The sequence below is a fragment of the Arthrobacter sp. MDT2-3 genome, assembly GCF_059090465.1.
In genome coordinates this window covers 732,832-750,427 of record NZ_JBNHFS010000002.1, presented here as the reverse complement: position 1 = coordinate 750,427, position 17,596 = coordinate 732,832, and the positions used below count along the sequence as shown (strand labels likewise).

Annotated in this window: 16 protein-coding genes; 9 read left to right on the top strand and 7 right to left on the bottom strand. The window is 63.2% G+C overall.

The features are described from left to right. Positions 1-502 precede the first annotated feature (502 nt). Positions 503-1,672 (top strand): hypothetical protein, encoded by a 1,170-nt coding sequence (locus tag AC5RUQ_RS09145; protein WP_493946980.1) that lies wholly within the window; start codon positions 503-505, stop codon positions 1,670-1,672. Between the two features lie 620 nt (positions 1,673-2,292). Here the strand turns inward: AC5RUQ_RS09145 and AC5RUQ_RS09140 are convergent. The 3 genes from AC5RUQ_RS09140 to AC5RUQ_RS09130 form a co-directional block, all read right to left on the bottom strand. After that, entirely contained in the window at positions 2,293-2,757 is a 465-nt protein-coding gene (locus AC5RUQ_RS09140) for an Lrp/AsnC family transcriptional regulator (RefSeq protein ID WP_256248981.1), read from the bottom strand. A gap of 110 nt (positions 2,758-2,867) precedes the next feature. Next, positions 2,868-3,110 (bottom strand): hypothetical protein, encoded by a 243-nt coding sequence (locus AC5RUQ_RS09135; RefSeq protein WP_493946978.1) that lies wholly within the window; start codon positions 3,108-3,110, stop codon positions 2,868-2,870. A gap of 406 nt (positions 3,111-3,516) precedes the next feature. Then, the gene (locus AC5RUQ_RS09130; RefSeq protein ID WP_493946976.1) at positions 3,517-4,128 is read right to left on the bottom strand and encodes an ANTAR domain-containing protein; all 612 of its coding nucleotides are present in this window, start codon (positions 4,126-4,128) and stop codon (positions 3,517-3,519) included. Between the two features lie 200 nt (positions 4,129-4,328). On the opposite strand from AC5RUQ_RS09130, the gene AC5RUQ_RS09125 reads away from it, so the two are divergent. After that, entirely contained in the window at positions 4,329-4,739 is a 411-nt protein-coding gene (locus AC5RUQ_RS09125; protein WP_493946975.1) for a nuclear transport factor 2 family protein, read from the top strand. Between the two features lie 244 nt (positions 4,740-4,983). Here AC5RUQ_RS09125 and AC5RUQ_RS09120 read toward each other — a convergent pair whose 3' ends face one another. The 3 genes from AC5RUQ_RS09120 to AC5RUQ_RS09110 form a co-directional block, all read right to left on the bottom strand. Next, positions 4,984-5,454, bottom strand: a complete 471-nt coding sequence (locus AC5RUQ_RS09120) for a hypothetical protein (protein ID WP_493946974.1) — start codon at positions 5,452-5,454, stop codon at positions 4,984-4,986. A gap of 67 nt (positions 5,455-5,521) precedes the next feature. Next, the gene (locus AC5RUQ_RS09115) at positions 5,522-5,947 is read right to left on the bottom strand and encodes a hypothetical protein (protein WP_493946973.1); all 426 of its coding nucleotides are present in this window, start codon (positions 5,945-5,947) and stop codon (positions 5,522-5,524) included. A 45-nt stretch (positions 5,948-5,992) separates the two neighbouring features. Next, positions 5,993-6,439 (bottom strand): hypothetical protein, encoded by a 447-nt coding sequence (locus tag AC5RUQ_RS09110; protein WP_493946972.1) that lies wholly within the window; start codon positions 6,437-6,439, stop codon positions 5,993-5,995. A 470-nt stretch (positions 6,440-6,909) separates the two neighbouring features. On the opposite strand from AC5RUQ_RS09110, the gene pdhA reads away from it, so the two are divergent. From pdhA to AC5RUQ_RS09095, 3 genes are read left to right on the top strand one after another with little or no spacing between them, the layout of a single operon-like run. Next, complete coding sequence (pdhA, locus tag AC5RUQ_RS09105; RefSeq protein ID WP_493946971.1) at positions 6,910-8,133, top strand: pyruvate dehydrogenase (acetyl-transferring) E1 component subunit alpha; 1,224 nt, start codon at positions 6,910-6,912, stop codon at positions 8,131-8,133. Further along, positions 8,130-9,242, top strand: coding sequence for an alpha-ketoacid dehydrogenase subunit beta (locus tag AC5RUQ_RS09100; RefSeq protein ID WP_493946969.1), 1,113 nt, complete (start codon positions 8,130-8,132; stop codon positions 9,240-9,242). Before pdhA ends, AC5RUQ_RS09100 begins: the two co-directional genes overlap by 4 nt. 2 nt (positions 9,243-9,244) lie before the next feature. Then, positions 9,245-10,762 (top strand): dihydrolipoamide acetyltransferase family protein, encoded by a 1,518-nt coding sequence (locus tag AC5RUQ_RS09095; RefSeq protein ID WP_493946967.1) that lies wholly within the window; start codon positions 9,245-9,247, stop codon positions 10,760-10,762. 490 nt (positions 10,763-11,252) lie between these two features. Here the strand turns inward: AC5RUQ_RS09095 and AC5RUQ_RS09090 are convergent, their stop codons facing one another. Beyond that, complete coding sequence (locus tag AC5RUQ_RS09090; RefSeq protein ID WP_493946965.1) at positions 11,253-11,543, bottom strand: hypothetical protein; 291 nt, start codon at positions 11,541-11,543, stop codon at positions 11,253-11,255. Between the two features lie 242 nt (positions 11,544-11,785). On the opposite strand from AC5RUQ_RS09090, the gene AC5RUQ_RS09085 reads away from it, so the two are divergent. The 4 genes from AC5RUQ_RS09085 (at position 11,786) to AC5RUQ_RS09070 (ending at position 17,507) form a co-directional block, all read left to right on the top strand. Continuing rightward, on the top strand, positions 11,786-12,616 hold the full coding sequence (locus AC5RUQ_RS09085; protein WP_493946963.1) for an SGNH/GDSL hydrolase family protein: 831 nt from the start codon (positions 11,786-11,788) through the stop codon (positions 12,614-12,616). A 401-nt stretch (positions 12,617-13,017) separates the two neighbouring features. Beyond that, a complete protein-coding gene (locus tag AC5RUQ_RS09080) occupies positions 13,018-15,144 on the top strand; it encodes an acyltransferase family protein (RefSeq protein WP_493946962.1) in 2,127 nt (708 codons plus the stop codon). A gap of 188 nt (positions 15,145-15,332) precedes the next feature. Next, the gene (locus AC5RUQ_RS09075) at positions 15,333-16,502 is read left to right on the top strand and encodes a glycoside hydrolase family 16 protein (protein ID WP_493946960.1); all 1,170 of its coding nucleotides are present in this window, start codon (positions 15,333-15,335) and stop codon (positions 16,500-16,502) included. 180 nt (positions 16,503-16,682) lie between these two features. Further along, positions 16,683-17,507: an MBL fold metallo-hydrolase gene (locus AC5RUQ_RS09070; protein WP_493946959.1), complete on the top strand. Its 825-nt coding sequence runs from the start codon at positions 16,683-16,685 to the stop codon at positions 17,505-17,507. The last annotated feature ends 89 nt before the right edge of the window (positions 17,508-17,596 follow it).

The following is a 17,596-nucleotide window of genomic DNA, read 5'->3' as shown; positions in this document are numbered from 1 at the left end:
AGATCGTTGCTAAGTGCCAGCTTCAGATCGAGGACGTCGCCGGCTACAAGTGCCGCTTACTTGGCAGGCACGGCGAACCTCACGGTCAAGATGCTCAATCGGTCCATGGTGGAGCTCGGCGGCCAACCGATGCTGGAAAACATCGGCACGGAGAACCCCCGGGCCCGGTACGGTTCGCCACGCTAACGCCGCCCGCAGCCGGGGCAACTGCCATCAACATCATGGTCGCTCTGACCGCATTGACAGGCGTCCAGGTCAAGGTCCGCATCGGTGCCGTGTCATTTCGCAACGGGACGGCTGAGGGCGCCATTAACATCGCCAGCTAAAGCCTTGTTCAATAGAGGCAGACAGGGTCCCGGTCGCCTACGGGTTCAATGAGCTGGCGGCCGGGCCATTACTCTTAGATCCCATGGGGACATCTCAATTTCAGGATCACTGGCCGAAGCTAATAGTTGCAGCAGTAGTTTTTCTGATCCCTTTGCGCGCACTTTCGGTACCCGGAATGGGCGGCGCTACACCGGGGATCGTCCTCGCAGGACTTCTGTTTTGGGTCGTCTTCACCAACGCCAGAGACTACCGTATCGGCTGGCCTGTCGGCCTGTTCATCGCTTCACTAATATCCGCACCTCTCCTGCTGGAGATCGCAAAATCGGACCACGAAGTAGATCCATCAGCGACAACCGGGTACATCGTCATCCTCGCCGGCGCGCTGCTCACCTACCTGACTCTTCTTTGGTCACGTAAAGAACTGGGCCTCCGTGCCACCGCCATGCTCTACAGCGCCGGCTGGATAGCCCAGCAAGCCATGTCCTCCACAAACTGGAGCACCAACGCGTGGAAGTACGCCTTCGCGTGGCCTGTGACCATATTCCTTGCGGCCCTGATCTACAACAACAGGTCCCGCCTACTGTCGCTGCTGCTAATCGCCGTGATGGCGGCATTGTCCATCATCAACGATTACCGCAGCAACTTCGGGCTACTCGTTGTAGCCGCCCTCCTTGTTATCTGGCTCTGGAATCGTCAGGAAAAGCCCAGCGGCCCGAAGACCGCGGCCATCCTCGTCACCCTGGTTGGGATCTTCTGGTCCGTATTCCAAGGTGCGGTATGGCTGGCCATCAACGGTTACCTGGGGCAGCGAAACCAACTGGTGACTGCCCGGCAGATCGCAGGCGGTGAGAACCTTCTGACGTCCGGACGTGTGGAGTCATCGGCAGCGTTCAACCTGTTCCTGAACCGGCCCTTCGGTTATGGCCCAGGCGTAGCGCCGAACTTCGATGACGTGAGCATAGCTAAGACGGCTCTCCAGGCGACCGGGGTGAACCTCGAAGGCGACTACGTTAACACCTACGTGCTCGGGGCTCAGATCAAGCTGCATTCCGTTGCCAGTGACCTATGGGTGAGCTTCGGCATCGCAGGCCTTCTGCTCGCCGCCTACTTCGCATGGTTGCTGCTGACCAGGCTCATCGGTTCGCAGGAACGCGTCACGGTCCTCTTTGTGTTCGCTTCGCTGGTTGCCCTGTGGGACATCGCATTTTCCCCGATCACTTCGAACATCCACGAGGTATTGTTCGCCGTCGCTCTCGCAACGCCGCTGATCAAAGACTCAGCACGCACCCTTTTGCCCGCGCAAGCCAAAGCCGGCCAGAACGACGAGGACCGCGCCAAGCGGTAGAACCCACCCCGCCCAGCCTGACTCGCTGAAAACAAAAAGGGCAGGCTGAACATCATCAGCATCGTGCCCGTTACACCCGAAACTGCTGGCATCGTCGTGTAGTCACGACGCATCAAAGTTTCTCATCTTCCCCCTACTGGTGCCCCGTTTCTACCGGCCCGTTAGGGGCAAATATGACCGATTTATTATCGTCCCCGTCTTGTGGCATAAGTAGCAAACGCGGCGTTCGGCTGTTGAGGAGTGCTCGAATATCAAAGCTCCGACCCCTGACGGTGCAGTGCCCGCGTTCCTCGCCAGCAGGATGGCCCCCGGATAACTGGCGAGAGTCACAATGGACGCTAAGCCCCGGTTCAGTCGCGCTTGGAGCAAAATGCCAGTGAAACCCAATACCGAGCGTCCCAAGAATCAATTTCCCGACCATTAGGAGGAAGCCGACCGATTGCGCTACAACTTCAAATACCTGCACCCATAGGGAGAGATCGATAATGCGTCACCTGACTTGGACCGCTTATGATTGTTCCTCGCTCCCGCGCACCGTCTCGATCGACGCGCACGGAATAGGGACGATCGAGAGGGCGCCCTTGGCTGGCCTGCTACAGCGCACGCCGCTGCGCATCAGTTCACCGCGTGTCCAAATCCTCAAACACCAAAAACGTCTGGGTATCAAGCACACCAGGCATGGACTGGAGCTGGTCGAAGATGACCCGCCGCAGGTCGATGTTGTCCACCGCGCGGACCAGCAGGATCACGTCGAAGTCGCCACCCACCAGGGCCACGTGGTGCACCTCCGGTATGGCTCCAAGCTGGTCACGCAGTTCTCGCCAGGCGTCCTGCTTCAGCTTCAGCGTCACGTAGGCGGAGGACCGGAGCCCGGCCTTGATCGGGTCCACCAGCGCCGTGAACCTGGACAGCACGCCTTCGCTGGTGAGCCGGCCGATCCGTGTGTACGCGTGTGCCCGCGAGATATGGACGTTCTCCGCCACCTGGGTCACGGACATGCGTCCGTCCCGGGTCAGCTCCGAGATAATCCTGCGGTCGATGTCGTCCAACGGGACGGGTTCCGTCCCGGCGTCCCTGGTTGCCACGCTGTCCACGGCCTATCAGTAATCCGGCTCACACTTACAATTCGTCTCCCAGTGTAAGGGGAGTTGTGCAAGCCTTTGCGATTACCGGAGGAGCTGAATACGAACGGGTGTCAGGAACGCGGGGACGAGGACTCGCTGCGCCGGGCGCCTTCCAGGTTCGCTGCGGTGCGGATGAAGTCGCAGTCGGCGGGGGAGAGGAGAGTTTCACCGTGCCGGTCCTGATCGAACTCTACTCCGGTGGCCTTGGTGATCGCCGCCACCACGGACCGGGGAAGGATCTTGCACCCGGGATTGTCGATCAGCCACTGCCGTGTTTCTGGCTCGAGCCGGTCCCACACCTTGTCAATGCCCATTACGGTTACCCACCCCTAGTCATTCACCTGTGTTTAGAATGCCGCCCCGCGCCCGCGGGACGGATGGTGCTTGGTTTGTCCCGGTCCCCGTCAGCCGCAGGAAAGGCTGGATCGGGAAAGTGATTCAGAGGCGGAGGGGACCACGCTGTCCCCTCCGCGTCCATCGCCACACCAGGAGCCCCCATAGAGGATATCCCTGCCACCTGGTGCGGAGCGTGCTGCCTGCAAAAACAGAAAACGAACTCCGAACTTGACCGAAAGACGTTTTCGTCAATCGACCAAAATAGAGTGTGGTCCCATGCCTGGAGAAGGTCAAGGAGTTTTTCTAAACAGAAGAAGCATTACGGGCGCGCAGCCGGTCGCTATGGGCTTCTTCCGCCAACCGGCAAACTCGGCCCCTCAAAAGTCAGGGGCGGTTTGGTTGCTGCCCGTTGCTTAGGTCGTCCCGTGCGGCTTCCAGAAGAGTGCAATTGCGGTTGCAGGCCGTCATGATGAGCCGTCCGGCCGCTTCCTCCGGCGTGCAGCCGATTCGCGCGGCTATCGCCCCGCAGGCCTCGGCGATCACCGAACGCGATACAAGTGATTCCTCCAGGGCCAGGAACTGATAGTCCCAGAGAGCCGTGGATGGCAGTTCCTCCGGCAGGGGGCGCAAGGAGGTGAGGGCGGACGCCGTCCGCGCCTGGAGTACGGACCGGGCAGCGGCAAGCAGTTCGGCGGCTTCCGGGTATGCCAGCCGGTAGATCAGGTGGCCGTCGGACCGCAGGCACTGAATCAGGTGCTGCCCGCGCATCTGGCCCAGGTGCCGGGACAGGTGCGTCGCCTTCACTCCCGTGCCCTCGCATAATTCCGGAATGGTGGACTCGCCGTGGGAGAGCAACTCCAGGATGTGCGCCCGGACCGGATGGGCCACGGCCTTGAACAACTCCGCTGCAGCAGACATAGGCGGGCCGGCGCCTCCGCCAATAACCCCGTCCGGCATAGCCTGGTGGCTCTCCACGCCAATGTCATACCTGCTCATGCGCTTTGCTCCCTATAGGGCCTGCACGCCATTATCCTCCGTTGTCCGGCTCCCGGCCCCGGAAACTGTCCAAATAAACGGGTGGTTGCATTTCAAAAATACGGCTCGCGCATCTGTGTCAGCCGTGGGGCCACCGCTGTAATTTCCCTATTCAGGACCGGGAGCCCGGCGTTACGCTTGGTCCCAGGACGGAGGAGGCGATGATGCTCGACGAGGCGGACCTGATGCAGGCCCTGCGGCGTCACTGGGAATACTCAGGCAAGGACGAGGACATCGCCCACGAGATCTACCACGACGACGCAGTGCTTGAATTCCCCCAGTCCGGCGAACGCTTCGAAGGCGTGGAGAACTTCCGCGAATGGCGGCGACGGTACCCGGCCAAGCTCAAGTTCCACACCCGGCGCATCACGCACCGTGCCGACCTGGTGGTTGTGGAGAACCTGATCAGCTATGACGGTGCCCCATGGATGTTCACAGTCAGCCTGCTGGAATTCAGGGGCGAGCACGTTGCGCACGAGCGGATCTACATCATGGACGGCTGGGACGCCGCCGAGTGGCGCGCTCCGTGGCGCTCCGAGGTGCCCGCAGACCCGCCGCCGCCGTCTCCCTAGCAACCCCCGGCGCCTCTCGCCGCCATCGAAAACCCACCACCGTCCTGGCCGACCTGTAACTCAAACGCTCTCTCAGCCCGAGTACGCGGATTGAAGCATTGTCGCCCCCCCATTCTTCGCCGAGCCTTTTCTATCCCAGTGGTGAGTGCCTGATGCGTGACGATGTCACGGGCGGTCGTACCGCTGAAACGAATCTTCTTCACGTTTGGCCGAGATGCTTGTCCTGGTTGGACCGGAAATAATCCTACTGGGGGGTGTTGGGCTCCTCGCGATGTTTCCGTCCCACCTCGAGTAGATTGATGTCCACCCCGCCTGCAGTGCCGGGCTTCGGCGAGCCCCGCAGCTTGCGGAGCTGGGTGGCCCGGTATTCGTCCCGGGCCAGCGTGTATGTGTAGAAGGCGGCGCCTCCAGCCAGGGCAGTCAGGAACAGCCCGCCCCAGAAGGGCCCTTCTCCCTGTCCCAGCGGGGCCAGCAATATCAGCACCGAAAGGACAGCCAGTAGTGCGGAAACAACCGCGAGAATTCCCATGCCCCACCAGGTGCTGACCTGGGCCTGCCCGCGGCCGGGCGTAAAGCCAATCTCGTCACCAGGGTAGCTGTGCAGCTCGCCAGTGCTGGTCCTGCGGAGTACCCGCTTTTCCCCGGCTGCAACAGCTTTCTTATGTTCGGCGTATACGGCGTCGTTGCGCCGCTCACGCTCACGGTCGTAAATCAAAGTCAGTCCTTTCACTTAGCGGGTGGGGCAAGCTGCCGCTACGTTGCTATGTTGAGCCTTCGAGCTTTCACAACGCGCTGGGGTTGGCTGCGATCAGCCCGATGAGGGCCAAGACAGGTAGCGCAACCATGACGGGCCCGGCAACCAGCACCCAGGAAGTGCCCGGGTACCCGCGGTAACCCCTGCCGCGCAGCTTAGCCGCCCAGAGGGCGGCGTAGAGGATGCTGGCGATGAGGTACGGGATCGTCATCACGACAGTACCCAAACCGAGCCAGATGATCGCCTGGAGAATGTCTCTCCCGCCTTGGGTGTACATATCGGCCGATGCGGACGTGCCCGCAACAAAAAGAAGCAGCAGCATGACCACCATGAGGCCGGCGAGGGCCAGCAGAATGGTCCTGAATACCCTGGCCCAAGCAGGCAACGGCGGTGCTTGGGCCTGAGTTGCCGGTTGATGGGCAAGATTATTGGGGTACTGGTGATGGGGTTCCACGGTGCTCTCTTCCTGGGCGTGGCCGGCCGCGTCTTGCGGGCGGGATCAGACGGGGTGGACGTGCACAATGATGACCTGGACGTCCTTTAAACCGTCGTAGCGGAGGTCGTACTGGACCTGGAGGCCTGTTGAAGTGCCCGGCGCCAGGGCAAAGTCGCTCTTGTCTTCCGGTTGGCTGGACTTGGATTCGATCCAGTCCTCTGCCGATTCACTGGGAATGCCGTAGCGGTCCACGCCGTCGCGAATCAGGGCTGTTAAGTCCTCCAATGATTCGGCTGTGAGGAAGAACGTGATCTCACGGAAGTCGGGCCCCTTGTTCATGCCGTTGAGCCGGAGCCGGTTTGTCTTGGCGCGGATCAGACCCGTTGGCGCTTCGATAGTCAGTTCCATCACACCATCGGGAATCAGGACATCCGGCGCCTGGCTGGTGCCGTCCTCCAGGCCAACGTCCTTTTTGGTAAGTCTCCCTGAGGTCATGTCGAACCGTGCCATCTTCGAAGTCTTGACGTGTTCTATTCCCGCCGGATCCAGGTTTGAGTAGGTCTTTGCACCGGATGGTGGTGGGGGCTCTGTTGACGCCGCCGGACCATTGCCAGGACCAGCCACGGCGCAGCCTGTAAGCACCAGCGATGCGAGCAAAAACGTGGCAGCTAAGGCCTTCATACTTATCCCCCAGGAGTACGTGACGGTCAGGGTCAGTAAATCACTGGGGCCGGATAATCAGGGAATTCGAAGCAGGGTAGTTGTCCCCATCGCCGCAAGCTCTTCAAGCCCTGAAATTGGCACTTACGCAGGTTTACCATTTCGTCCACACTCCTGCCCGTAATCTGGCTCACACTTACAATTCGTCTTCCGAAAGGCCCGTAATCGAACAGCTTCTCCATGATTCATCAAGGTGCTGGATACGAAACCTTCGGTGGGCGGATACTGGGGAGTAATAGTGGCAACAGAAGGACGGAACGATGACGATCTCCGCGAACCACACCGCACCGGACCAAACCAGCAAGGCGCCCGCCGAGGACGCCCTCACCGAAGCTGCCAAGAAGTTCGGCATCACGGCCGAGGATTACATGCTTCCCGCCCGGCACCAGATCGAGATGGTGGATCCGGACGGCCGGCTCAAGCCCGAAGGTGAGCAGGGCACCGAACCCGGCCACGAGTACCCTTTGCCCGGCGATGAGGAGCTGCTGGCAGCGTACGAGCAGCTCGTCGTCGGACGCCGCGTCAACGACCAGAACTCGGCACTCGTCCGGCAGGGCCGCATGGCCGTGTACCCGTCCAGCCACGGGCAGGAAGCCTGCCAGGTGGCGGCCGCGCTGTGCCTCTCCGACGGTGACTGGATGTTCCCCACCTACCGCGACGCCGTGGCCGTGATGACGCGCGGCGTTGATCCCGTGCAGGTGATGACCATCTTCCGCGGCGACTGGCACGGCGGGTTCGATCCCCTCAAGCACAAAGTGGGCATCCAGTGCACCCCGCTGACCACGCAGCTGCTGCACGCCGTCGGCGTGGCCCACGCCGCCAAGCTCCGCGGCGAGGACACCGTGGTGCTGGCCATGTGCGGCGACGGAGCCACCAGCGAAGGCGACTTCCACGAAGCCCTGAACTTCGCCGCCGTCTTCCACCTGCCCGTCATCTTCTTCGTCCAGAACAACAAGTACGCCATCTCGGTGCCGCTGGCACACCAGTCCGTGGCGCCGTCGCTCGCGCACAAGGCAGTGGGCTACGGCATGGCCGGCGAACGCGTGGACGGCAACGACGTGGTGGCGCTCCTCGCCGTCCTGGACCGGGCCGTGAAACTGGCCAGGGAAGGCGCCGGCCCCCTGCTGGTGGAGGCCAACACTTACCGCATGCAGGCCCACACCAATGCCGACGACGACACCCGCTACCGCGAGAACAGTGAAGTTGCCGAGTGGCGGGCCAAGGACCCGGTGAACCGGATGCGCACCTACCTGACAGACCGCGGGCTCTTGGACGACGACGGTGAGGCGCGGATCCGCGAGAAGGCGGAGGCAGTTGCCACGCAGCTGCGTGACGGCCTCAGCGAAGACGTCCCTGTGGACCCGCAGGAGCTCTTCCGCCACGTCTTTGCCAAGACCACGCCCCAGCTGAAGGAACAGTCCGCCCTGCTCGCCGACGAACTCGCCCGCGACGCAGCATCATCTACCGAGGAGGCCGGCAAGTGAGCCCCACCATCACCACCTCGTCCGAGGCCAACGGCAACGTCAGTGCCGCCACCGCCCGGGCGGCCGCCTCGGCCGCTGCCTCCGCCGAAGCCGCCGGCCCCCAGCCGGTCACCCTTGCCAAAGCGTTGAATACGGCACTGGCCGACGCCATGCACGCCGATTCCTCCGTCCTGGTGTTCGGCGAGGATGTGGGAACGCTGGGCGGAGTCTTCCGCATCACCGACGGACTCACCAAGACCTTCGGGGAGCAGCGCTGCTTCGACACGCCCTTGGCCGAGTCCGGGATTGTGGGCATGGCCGTGGGCATGGCCATCAACGGGATGCGCCCGGTGATCGAGATGCAGTTCGACGCGTTCGCCTACCCGGCGTTCGAGCAGATCATCAGCCACGTGGCCAAGATGCACAACCGCACCAAGGGCGCCGTGAAACTGCCCCTGGTGATCCGGGTTCCCTACGGCGGCGGCATCGGGGGAGTGGAGCACCACTGCGACTCCTCCGAGTCCTATTACGCCCACACCGCCGGCCTGAAGGTGTTCACCCCGGCCACCGTGGCGGACGGCTACCGGATGTTGCGCGAAGCCATCGACTCGGACGATCCCGTGGTGTTTATGGAGCCGAAGAAGCTCTACTGGTCCAAGGACCTGGTGGACCTTTCGGAGTTGCGGGCCGCTCACTCTGCTGCTGCCCAGGCCGGGACATCCTCGGAAGGCCGCGCCGCCGTCGCCCGTCCCGGAACCGACGCCACGCTGATCGCCTACGGGCCGTCCGTCCCCACTGCGCTTGCCGCGGCCGAGGCCGCTGCGCTGGAAGGGCGCTCGCTGGAAGTCATTGACGTGCGCACCATTGTGCCGTTTGACGACGCCACTGTCTGTGAGTCGGTGCGGAAGACCGGCCGGGCCGTGGTGATCGCCGAAGCCCACGGGTTCGCGTCTGTGTCCTCCGAGATCGTGGCCCGGGTGCAGGAGCGCTGCTTCCACTACCTGGCCGCCCCGATCCGCCGCGTCACGGGGTTCGACATCCCCTATCCGGCGCCGAAGCTTGAGAAGTACTACCTGCCCGGCGTGGACCGCATCCTCGACGCCGTTGACGACCTTCAGTGGGAGAACTGACCATGAGTGAAACACGCGTGTTTTTGTTGCCGGATTTGGGCGAAGGCCTCACCGAAGCGGAGCTGGTTTCCTGGCACGTTTCCGTGGGGGACGAGATTGCCGTTGACCAGCCGATTGCCGAGGTGGAAACTGCGAAGTCCACGGTTGAGGTGCCTTCCCCTTATGCCGGGATCGTGGCTGAGTTGCACGGTCAGCCGGGCGAGACGCTGGACGTGGGGAAGCCGCTGATCTCCGTGACGCCTGTTTCCGTGGGTGGGCCGGCTCCGGTGGCTACGCCTGCCGCGGGACCCGCCGAGCCGGAAACCCAGCCGACCGAAACCGAACTGGGGGAGTCCGCAGTTGAGGCTGAGGAAACCCACCCCGAGGCCGAGGCCTACCGCGAAGAGGAAAAGGCGGGATCCGGCAACGTGCTCATAGGGTATGGCACCCCGGGCGGCCACGGCGTCGCCCGCCGGACCCGTGCGCGCAAGGGCACCACAGCCGGCTCGGTCGGCACCCTTCCCTTGGAGGATGGGGCGGCTGACGGCGGCCCTGCGGCGGATGCCGACATGGACCTCTCCCTCCTGCGCACCCGCGTCCCCGGCAAGCTCGGTGCCGTCATCTCACCGCTGGTCCGACGCATGGCCCGGGAGCACGGTGTGGACCTCGGCGAGCTCCCCGGGTCCGGCGAGGGCGGGCTGATCATGCGCCGCGACGTGGAGAAGGCCATCAGCACTCCGGTGGTCGAGCCCGCTCCGGTGGCCGAGCCGAAGCCCGTGGTGGAGCCTCTCGAAATTAAGGACGGAAAAGCTGCGACAACGGACGCCCGCACCGGCCTGGCTGTCTCTTCGCGGACTCCTGTTCGGGGAGTGCGCAAAGCTGTTGCAGCGAACATGGCCCGCAGCCGTTCGGAAATCCCGGAGGCGACCGTCTGGGTGGACGTCGATGCCACCGCGCTGGTGGAACTCCGCCAGGAACTCAAAGCCGCCGGATCTGAGGTGCCCGGCCTGCTTGCGTTCATTGCCCGTTTTGTCACAGCCGGGCTAAAAAAGTACCCGGAGTTGAACACCCGCATCGAAACCGGATCCGACGGGTCCCAAGAGATCGTTTCGTTCGATGGGATCAACCTCGGCATCGCTGCCCAGACCGACCGCGGTCTTGTGGTTCCTTCGGTCCGTTCCGCCGAAAAGCTGAGTGCCCGGGAACTGGACGCGGAGATCCGGCGGCTGACCGACGTCGCGCGCCAGGGCAAGGCCACCCCCACTGAATTGGGCAGCGGCACCTTCACGCTCAACAACTACGGAGTGTTCGGCGTGGACGGATCGGCAGCGATCATCAACCACCCGGAGGTGGCAATTCTCGGCGTGGGCCGGATCATTGACAAGCCGTGGGTGGTGAACGGCGAGTTGGCCGTCCGGAAAGTCACCGAGCTGACCCTCACGTTCGACCACCGCGTCTGCGACGGCGGCACCGCAGCCGGCTTCCTCCGCTTCGTAGCCGACTCAATAGAAAACCCAACCACCCTCCTAGCCGACCTCTAATCCGCCGCCACCCACCCCTAACACCCCCACCCCTAAAACCCCACCCCCACCCCCGGACGCTCTCTCACTTAACGTCGGTTTTTCCTAAACCCTCCATCACTTGACGTCGCCTTTTTCCAAACGCTCCATCACTTAACGTCCGTTTAACCCAAACGCTCCATCACTTGACGTTGGTTTGACTCACACGCTCTATTACGACGGCGGGCCCTGGATTTTCAGGGGCAACATCTTGGAATTCAGCGGTGACAGGGTTGCGCACGAACGGATATACATCATGGATGGGTGGGACGCCGCTGAGTGGCGTGCTCCCTGTCGCTCCGGTGTACCTGCAGACGAGCCCCCGCCGCCGGTTTGTTCCGCTTCGTAGCGGAGGGCCACTGAAAAGCAGACAGCGCTCCTGGCCGATATCCCAGCCAGCGTGCTCATGAGGTAGGGCGTACGACGGCGGCGCGTGCCGCCGTCGTACGCCTACAGCTGTTTCAGGAAGTCTTCACGTCTGGTTTGCCGGGCTGAGGCCGTCGGCAGCCAGCAAGGCATCCAGCTGGGCGGCCTGGTGTGCTTGAAAGGCCTTGTCCGCGTTGGCTTTTGTGCTGGCGAGTAGAGGTATGTCGAGGCTGGCGTTGCATCCCCGGCAGCGGATCTCGTCCGTCCACGCCCAGCTGTATGCTGCGTGGGCTTCCCTTACCCGTTGCATCGCTGTGGTGATGCCTTCCGTCTTGGCCGCAAAGTGCGCCGCGTCCTCGTTGCTGAGGCTGCTACCAATTTCGATGTCGATGCTCATCGTCGCCTCTTTTCCGTTCTTCCGGATGGTGGAATCGACAGTAATGGCTGTTGTCCGGGGAAGGAACGACCGGAAGGTCACGGTTGGTTAACCCTTTTAGCAGCTGCCCGGGTCCTAGGCAGGAGAAGAGCACCGCTTCGGGTCTCTGTCCTCAGGGCTCTTCGCTCGTCTGCTTACCCTGGGGCTCGAACCCCAAACGGGCGGCTCCCCAGAGGGCTCACTTTCGCCGGTACGATGTGCCGGTGAGGGGAAACGGCGGGCGCCTGCAGGAGTGGACCAAGTACGCCGCACTTTTCGTGCTGGCCGTGGCCGCATTTGGGGTGGCAGCTATCGCCCTGATGGGTCCACAGGGAGGAGGCGAGGCCGTCCCCGTGACGGCAAGCGCTTCGGTGGCAACGCCTACGGCTCCTGCGTCTGTGGCTCCCACCTCTCCGGCTCCTGCACCCACAGCTACTGCAACCGCGCCGCAATCGGGGATTGAGTTGCCAGCTGAGCCCGTCCTCCTGATCATGGGCGACTCGTACACTGCCGGTGTTGGTGCCGACCAGCCGGACCAGGGGTGGGCGTACCTGGTTGCCGGGCAGCTCGGATATCCGACCAATATTGATGGCGTATCCGGCACCGGGTTCGCCTGGGGCGGCGGTGGGCAGGACGAGCTTGCGGGTGAGTACGAAATCCGGTTGCGGGAAATTGCCGCCAACCCCGCGTTCGTGCCCAACGTCCTCGTTCTGCAGGGCGGACAGAACGATATCCAGGTCCCCAATGCTGAAGAAGTCACTGCGGCCACGGCGCAGACCATCGAGGCCGCCCGCAGGTTCTGGCCGGGCGTCCAGGTGGTAGTGCTCGGACCGTCGGCGCCCCAGCCTCTCGCCGAGGAACTCCGCGGCGTGAACAGCGCCGTCCGCGCCGGCGCCGCTGCTGCCGGCGCTCCCTTCATTGACGCCATCGAGGCCGGCTGGTTCACAACTGCCAACAGCCCGGGCTTCGACGCTGACGGCGCCCACCCAAACTCAGCCGGACATGCGTACATGGCTGAGAAGTTCCTGGAGTCCTGGGCCGGTTTGGTCCGATAGCCGGATGCCCGCGCGGGAACCAGTTGCCGACGAGACCTGGCGAAGGTCCGCACTCCGAATCCCATGTAACCCAAACGCTCCATCAGTTGATGTCGGTTTAGCCCAAACGCTCCATCAGTTGATGTCGGTTTAGCCGAAACGCTCCATCAGTTGATGTCGGTTTAGCCGAGACGCTCCATCAGTTGAGGTGGCAGCACCCCCCGGGATGGTGAGGCGTACGACGGCGGCGCGCGCCGCCGTCGTACTGGCTGGCCCGCCTGGCGGCGGGAGTGGCGGCAGCCGCCCAAACCGGGGAAATGCATTGATTCTGGCCGCAAAGAGCGGTACGGTCGGCCGCACGAGCCGGTAAGAGACGTCGGGCAAAGGGGCGATCATGATGAAACTGGCCAGTGGATTGCGCCATGGGAAACCACGTTGACGCGCGTAAACGCGGACGCCAATTACAGGCGAGTGAGCATGCCCCGAAGGGAGCCCATCGTCTTTCATCCGTTCCACGCACGTTCCGTCCGGACATAGAGGGTCTTCGCGCGATCGCCGTTTTACTGGTGGTGCTGGACCACGCAGGCGTGCCGGGGCTGCAGGGAGGCTACATCGGTGTCGACGTCTTCTTCGTGGTCTCCGGCTTCCTCATCACCGGCCTCCTGCTCAAAGGCGCTGAGCGGGGCGGGCGGATCTCCCTCTTGGGGTTTTACGCCCGGCGGGCTCGGCGCATCCTGCCTGCCGCCACTCTTGTCCTCGCCGTCACAGTTGTCGCATCCTTCGCGCTGATCGGCGGTACGCGTGCTGCCCGAACCGCCGAAGACGGGCTATGGGCAGCGCTTTTCGCCAGCAATTTTCGCGAAATCTCGCAGGGGACGGACTACTGGGCCAGTTACCTTCCACCATCCCCGCTACAGCACTATTGGTCACTGGCCATTGAGGAGCAGTTCTACCTGTTTTGGCCAGCTGCAATGATTGCGGTCGCTGCGATCGGACGCAGGGTTCCGCTACGCACCTCACTGGCGTTTCTCCTCACGGTCACTGTTGCCGTGTCCCTTGCGTGGTCGGTGTACGCGACGACGGAGAACGCGAGTGCGGCCTACTTCTCTCCCCTGACGAGGGCCTGGGAACTTGCGGCTGGCGCGATTCTTGCCGTGCTTACGCCGGCCATCATGCGGCTGCCGGTTGTCGTTGCTGCCCCTGCGAGTGTGTCTGGACTCATCGCGATTGCGGCAGCAGCGCTTACGCTGGACGAGTTCACGAGGTACCCGGGGTCCGCGGCCATTCTTCCGGTTGGCGGAACGGTTCTTGTGATAATCGGCGGGACAATCGCACCCAAGCGAGGAGCCGAAGTGCTCCTGCAGTGGGGACCTCTGCAGTGGCTTGGCAAGCTCTCTTATTCCCTGTACCTGTGGCACTGGCCGGTGCTGATCCTCGCCGCGGCATCGCTCGGGACTGAACTGACGATGACCACCAGGCTCGCCTTGGTCGGTGTGGCGCTGGCCTTGTCCGTCGTTACCTTCAAATATGTGGAATTTCCCGCACGGAACTCCAGTTGGCTCAAGGCCCGCCGGCCGTCAGTCAGCGTGGCTTTCGGCGCCGCACTGGTGGCGCTGTCACTGGGCCTCACCAGCCTTTTGGTGTCGGTCCTGCCCAAGCCTTCCCCCACAGACAACTTCGACGATTTTCCAGTTGCCCGCGGCAGTGACCTGCCGACGGCTGACGAAGTGGCAAAGGCCGTGGCTGACGGCGTGAACGCTGCAGGGTGGACGCCGGAGCCGCCTGTTGGGAGGTTCCTTTTCAACCGACATGCCTGCGTCAGGGGCCTTGATGCCCCAACAGGGAAAGTCCCATGCAGTTACGGTGACGCCAACGGTGGAGAGACAGTGGTGGTCTATGGCGATTCGCACGCACAGATGTGGGAAAGTCCGCTCGGCGTGACAGCCACTGAACTTGGGCGGCGCTTCGAAGTCTTTACGATGTTCTCGTGTCCGCCAGCCGACTTTTCGGTCTACAACGCGAAGCGCAAGGGTGATTATCCCGAGTGCAAGGCATTCCGTGCCGACTCGCTGGCGAAGATTGCGGCACTTAACCCGAGCGTCGTCCTCATCTCGGGTCAGCGTCAAGGTACCTGGCTTGAGAAGGATGGGCGCCCTGACAAAGAAAACACGCAAGCAGCCTGGGCGCAGGGCCTCGCCTCGACCATCAAGTCGTTGAGCGCGATAAGTGATCGTGTGGTGGTAATCGGGGACATCGCGTACTCGGAAAAGAATCCCCAGGACTGCGTCACATCAAATTCCGACGACGTCCGTCGCTGCCACACTCCGCGGAGTTACGCGGTGGACACCGAACACAATGAGATGGAGAAGCGCGTCGCCGAGGCCGGTGGCGCGGTATACGTGGACGTTGTTCCCTGGTTGTGCGCGCAGTATCTCTGTCCCGCGGTTGTATCGGGATTTGCAACCCATGCGGATGCTCAGCACATCTCCACCAACTACGCCCTGTGGTTGCGCCGGTCTCTTGCTGAGGCGGCAGCCTTGCTTCCTTGACGCGGCGTCAGCACCGTCACGGTCGACCCTCCGGAAAAAACAAGTACCCGGGTGGGAGTTGAATCTCAATATGAGTACTCAGTACTCGTGACCTGCTGCGGCGCCCCTCCTAGGCTGAACAGACGGGGATGAGGCCGGGCGCTCCGTTCTTGCCCAGAGTCCCCCACGCACCACGATGGGAGGACACCATGGCAAACAGCCCTCGCGACTCCCTCTTTCCCTGGATGGGCGGACACGGCAAGACGTCGCATCTTGTCCCTGAGGAGGAAACGTCACGCTCCGAAGCGATCAAGAAGCGTGCGGGGACCGGCGGCGCCGTCCTGATGGTCGTTTCCCTGGCGGTCGCCATTAGTACGCTCAGCGTCGCTGCAACTTCCCCGCGGACCCAAGCTGCTGAGGGCGGAGGAGGAGGCGGAGGAGGAGAGCCAGTGACCCAGGTAACTCGCTCTGCGCAGCCCACTACGGATACCCCTTCACCGGAGCCAACTTCTGATCCAAGTTCTCTGCAGCCGAGTGCCGAGGCCAGGCCTCCGGAAGCTACTGCCGAAACCGCCTCCCCGGAGCCGACCAAGGACGGCGGCTCTGATCCGGCTCCGAAACCCATGTCTGCGTCCTTCGACCAATCCCTGCCGGTGGGCGACCTGCCCGGCTGGAGGCAGGTCTTTGTGGAGGACTTCACGGACGGGGACGTGCCCCTTGGCGGTTTTCCCGGCATCTACGGTTCGAGATGGCACGAGACCTACAAGGACGGCACGCCGGACACCCATGCCCAGGGGCAGGAAAAGAACCAGAGAACGTCCGGCTACTACCCGTCAAAGGTCCTGAGTGTCCACAACGGTGTCCTGGACATGTTCCTGCACTCGGAAAACGGTGTCTCCATGGGTGCGGCACCCTCCCCGAGATTCGCAGGGGCCACCGTGCCGCCCTACAACAGCCAGCTTTACGGGCGCTACTCCGTGCGCTTCAAAGCCGACGCCCTCCCGGGTTACAAGGTAGCCTGGCTGCTCTGGCCCGTTAGCAAGCAGTGGCCGCAGGACGGCGAGATCGATTTCCCGGAAGGGGACCTCTCCACAGTCATCTACGCCGCCCTGCACGGCATCCGGGACGGCAGCCACCAATTCGATGTGTTTCGTCCCAACGTTCCCTTCACGGACTGGCATGTGGCAACCACCGAGTGGAGCCCGGGGCGCATCGAATTCTTCCTTGATGGCAAGTCCATCGGCGTTGCAAAGTCAATGGTCCCGAACAAGCCGATGCGCTACATCCTGCAGACCGAGTCGTGCCTGACCGGCTGCCCGGCACCCGAGACCAGCGGCCATGTTTACGTTGACTGGGTAGCGATTTGGGCGAGGAACTAGCCAAGTTTCGGGAGGCGCAGCAATTTTCCTCCGCTTCGGCCGGGCGGAGGCTACCCTACCTGGCCCAGCAGCAGCATGCGCCACCTGTACCCGCACAGCCTCCCGGAAACTCCAAGGGCCAGTGGGTACAATCGACGCCTGGACGAACGAACACTGCTTTGCCGGAGGTACGGAGAAACAATGTCGGAATGGCTCGAAGTCGGCGCGGACAACTATGTGCTGGTCACCGAAGGATCGCTGCTGAACACCGGACTGATTGTCGGATCCGAGCGGGCGATGGTGATCGATACCGGCTGCGGTCCCCGGCAGGGGCGGGAGATCCTGGATGCGGTGCGGGAGAAGACCCAGTTGCCGCTCGTCGTCGTCAACACCCACGCCCATTACGACCACTTTTTCGGAAACGCCGTGTTCGCGGCAGAGGGCGTCACCGAATTCTGGGCGCACCAGAACTGCGCCGGGGAGATTGATGAACGCGGGGACCTCCAGCGCCGCTTCGTGGGGACGCTGGAACCGGAGATGTCAGCCGGCGAGGGCCAGGACGTGGAGCTCGTGGTGCCCAATGCCATCGTGAAGGACCAGCCGGTGCTGGTGGACCTGGGCGAGTTGACCGCCACCCTGTTCCACCTGGGCCGGGGCCATACCGACGGCGACCTGCTGGTGGGCACGCCCACCACCCTGTATGTCGGCGACCTCGTGGAGCAGGGCGCCCACCCGTCCTTCGAGGACTCCTACCCGGAGGAATGGGCGGACGCGCTCCGGCACATCTCAGCGCTGCGCCACCGCTACGAGTTCCTGATCCCCGGGCACGGCAAACCGTGCAGCGACCAGTTCGTGAAGACCATGGCGGACACCATGACGACGGCGGTACGCCAGGCCCAGCGTTCCATCCGCGAAGCCCCCTCCGACGCGACCAAGGCGATTCCCGTCCTGCCCTACGGGCCGGAGCAGTCGCGCTGGTTCATCAAGCGGCTGCAGGAGACCCGCCGGGAGCACCAGGCATACTGACGCGTACGACGGCGGCCGCGTGCCGCCGTCGTAAGCCTCCCGTTGCCCGGTGCGAACCTTCCGCCTGGTGGCTCAGGGATTTCCCGGCC